At 63.8% G+C, this 3465-nt stretch carries 4 protein-coding genes and 1 pseudogene; all 5 read right to left on the reverse strand.

Annotated elements, in window-relative coordinates; translation table 11 throughout:
- Positions 1–204: 204 nt before the first annotated feature.
- A complete protein-coding gene (locus ACIQ6O_RS14760) occupies positions 205–894 on the reverse strand; it encodes a PEP-CTERM sorting domain-containing protein (protein WP_396208544.1) in 690 nt (229 codons plus the stop codon).
- 309 nt (positions 895–1203) lie between these two features.
- Positions 1204–1872 carry a CDP-alcohol phosphatidyltransferase family protein gene (locus tag ACIQ6O_RS14765; RefSeq protein ID WP_396208545.1) on the reverse strand — a complete coding sequence of 223 codons (669 nt, stop codon included), beginning with the start codon at positions 1870–1872 and terminating at the stop codon, positions 1204–1206.
- Between the two features lie 55 nt (positions 1873–1927).
- Positions 1928–2605 (reverse strand): GTP-binding protein, encoded by a 678-nt coding sequence (locus ACIQ6O_RS14770; protein WP_396208546.1) that lies wholly within the window; start codon positions 2603–2605, stop codon positions 1928–1930.
- A 12-nt stretch (positions 2606–2617) separates the two neighbouring features.
- Positions 2618–3106 (reverse strand): roadblock/LC7 domain-containing protein, encoded by a 489-nt coding sequence (locus ACIQ6O_RS14775; protein WP_396208547.1) that lies wholly within the window; start codon positions 3104–3106, stop codon positions 2618–2620.
- Between the two features lie 250 nt (positions 3107–3356).
- A pseudogene (locus tag ACIQ6O_RS14780) lies at positions 3357–3465 on the reverse strand (recombination protein RecR); the annotation flags it as partial.

Genomic DNA, 3465 nt, shown 5'->3' on the forward strand with positions numbered 1-3465 from the left:
GCGCCGCACGATGCGCACGCCGAGGGCGGCCAGTTCCCGCGCGAGATGCGCGGCATTGGTATCGATGGTGAAGCCGAGCAGCAGCTCGTCGCCGATGGTGACGATTTCGATGTTCATGCGGGAAAGGTACTACAGACGACAACGGCGCCGGCGAGCGAAGCTCGACCGGCGCCGTGGCGATTTCCTAGCCGTTGTGCTTGCGCGTCAGGCGCTGCGGCGACGGCGACGCACGGCTACGAGGCCGGCGAGACCGGCGGCCACAAGGGCGTAGCTGGACGGTTCGGGGACGGAGGAGACGACGGTCATGTTTGTGGACGCCACCATGGATTCACCGCTGTACGCCTCGAGAGCGAAGCTGTATTCACCGCCCGAATTCGGATTGAAGCTCGGTCCGCTAGGCGGCGTAATCCCGGGCGCGGAAGCACCAAGAAACCCCATACCGAGATTCCAGCTGTTCGCATACGCTGCGTTACTCCATGCGACGAGACCTAGGTCCAAGGTATTTCCGGTCGCGCCGTTGAAGTCGTAGCGAAGCTTGTACGAGTACTGGCCAGCATTGGCGCCCCCGACATAGAACGCGAAGTTCCACGTACCGAAACCCGCGCCAGCCGCCGGACTAGTCGAGACGTCCGGGCCTGCCTGCACGAAATAGGTGCTGACTCCGTCGTCAGTGACGGCCGGATTTCCGGTTCCACGAGGGCGCGCGGCTAAACCGAGGACCAGATCGGTGACACAGTTGTTGTACACGGCGCGATTGGTCGGTACGGTGTTACCCCATGTGTTCGCCGGGATGCCGGGCACCTGACCGAAACTGCTCGTGCAAGACTGCGCTTCCGTTGAGGAGGCGCCCAACACCGACAAAACGGATCCTACCAGCAAACTCATCTTCTTCATTACGAGAAACTCCTGGAAACTGAGCGGTACTACCGCCTGTGGGGGTCTCCTCCAAAAGCCGCGCGCTGAACACCACGCCACGAGACTCGGATACCCCAACCTCAGCAATACGGAGACCATGGTCCCACGCGGCGCATGCATGAGCCCGAGTGGTATGCTATGCATGAAGTTGACGCCATATTGACGCTTGTGGTCAGAGTAGCGCCCTGTTGAGGCACCGCCGCAGATCCGAAGGATGCGCGCCACACTCGCCCCCAAGTGACTCTTACATTGAGTCAGCTGTTGAGTCTGCTATCGAGGGCGCCAGCTTCAAACGAGGCGCGCGACCTGCCGGCCGTAACGATGCAGATACAGCCACAACGAGTAGAGCGTGAGCGCCACTGCGCCAACCATGCTCACGACGCCGACGAAGCCGTTAAATAGGGCGAAGGCGCGCCAGGCGCTGTCGGCGAGCCAGCCACGCTGCTCAGCCAGCGTAATGGCGAAGAACCAGAAGTAGGCGGCCCCCAACCAGATGCTCTGGAAAGTCGTCTTCCACTTGGCCGGGCCAATGGCGGCGATCACGAGCCCGCGCCGGGCGGCGATCTGCCGGAACACCGTCATGAACGCCTCGCGGCCGAGGACCACCAGCACGATCCAGAGCGGCAGGCTCACGCGCCCGAACGGCAGTTCGAAGAGGAACGGATTCGTCGGCGTATCGCCCGACACCACGAAGGCGTGATGGCGCTGCAGCAGGTACATCGGGATGAGCGTCGCCAGCAGCAGCAGCTTGTCGGCGAGCGGGTCGAGCAATCGCCCGAGGTCGGTGACCAGGTTGCGCGAGCGCGCGAGGTGCCCGTCCCAATAGTCGGTGATGGCGGCGACGAGGAAGAGCACGAACGCAAAAAGGCGCGCGCTCCACGACGTGGTGAACGGCAGCCACGCAATCAGCGGCGTCAGGGCGATGCGGCCCACGGTGATTGCGTTCGGAAGGTTCACGCGACGGTCGGGTTGGGCGGGGAGGCCAGCGTGCGACCGCTCGCCCGACGAAGCCTCAGGCGAGTGTCTTCAGCACCAGCTTGGAAACGGCTTTCAGAGTGTCGAACACCCCGTCACCCGTCACGGCAACAGCTTCGAAATATGGCACGCGCTCCACCCACTCACCGGTGGGCAACTGGCTGACCAGATACTCGCCAGGGCGGAACGGATCCGGCTGCGGACGCATCCGCGACGGGTCGGTGATTTCCCAACCGGGGTTCAGCATGGCCTGCAGTTCCGCCACACTGGCCGCGTTCGGAAGATCGCGCTTGTTGTACTGAATGACGAACGGCATGCGCGTAAGGTCGTACCCATACGCCGCCATGTTGTCATACAGGTTCTGCATGGACTCGAGATTGGCCTCGGCGCGCTCCGTCTGCGAGTCGGCCACGAACACCACGCCGTCCACTCCCTTCAAGATGAGCTTGCGCGACGCATTGTAGTAGACCTGCCCCGGCACCGTATACAGGTGGAAACGGGTCTTGAAGCCGCGGATCGTGCCGAGATCGACGGGGAGGAAATCGAAGAACAGGGTGCGCTCGGTCTCCGTGGCAAGCGAAATGAGCTTGCCGCGCGTGTTGGGCGAGACCTTGCCGTACACGTACTCGAGATTGGTGGTCTTGCCGCCGAGTCCCGGACCGTAGAAAACGATCTTGCAGTTGATCTCGCGCGAGGCGTAGTTGATCATCGACATGAGCCTGCTCCGTTACTGAAACAAGCGGTCGATTTCGTCTTCGGCGCCGGCGAGGAACCCCGGAGGCGCGGCATCACGCACGCTTCCGCGCGCGAACACGCCCTCGAAGGTCCGCGTAAGCTCGTCCACGGCGGTCTTCATGCGCAGGCGCACGAGCCCCAACGTGGTGCGGTTGTCGAAGAGCACCACGAGAATGACGCGCCGGGCGATATCCGCGAGGTACATGCTTTCGCGCTCGCCCTGATGGAAGAGCACGTTGAAGTCGCTCTCACCGATGAGTCGCGCCAGCTGGTCATTGGCGCTGAAATCCGCAGCAGTGAGCGTCGCGAACGCCGTGGCGTCGAAGTTGGGCGGTTCGCCAACAGTGGCGACGAGTTGCCCGCTGCGATCGACGAGCAGGGCGCACCGCGCCTTGGCGTCGTAGAGGAATCGCTGCAGGGTGATCGTAATGGCCCCGAAGTCGTCCTCGGTGAACGACCAGGTGGCGGCGCCGATGGGCATGTTTGACGGGGAAACCGGGGACGACGGGGCGGGGTGCCGGACACGTGACGTTAACCCATCACCCGAGACTGGCAACCCACCACCGCAATTCTGGGAACGTAACGCGTGTGCCGTCTACCCCTGACGTCACAAGCCAGGCGGCGCAACGGCCGTGCGGCTCGCAAGGCAGAACATCGCGAGGGAGCCGCGCACTATCAACGCGCGGATGGGCCCGAAGGTAACCGAGCGGCGGCGGCCGTGGCCCTGCCGCCTAGTGCATTTCCCGGCGCGCGGCGAGCGCCTGCGCGATGGTGACGCCATCGGCATACTCGAGGTCGCCTCCCACCGGGAGGCCGCGCGCAATGCGGGTGACCTTTACC

Origin of the sequence: Gemmatimonas sp., from assembly GCF_044345575.1 — a bacterium.
In the GTDB taxonomy this organism is placed as follows: domain Bacteria; phylum Gemmatimonadota; class Gemmatimonadetes; order Gemmatimonadales; family Gemmatimonadaceae; genus Gemmatimonas.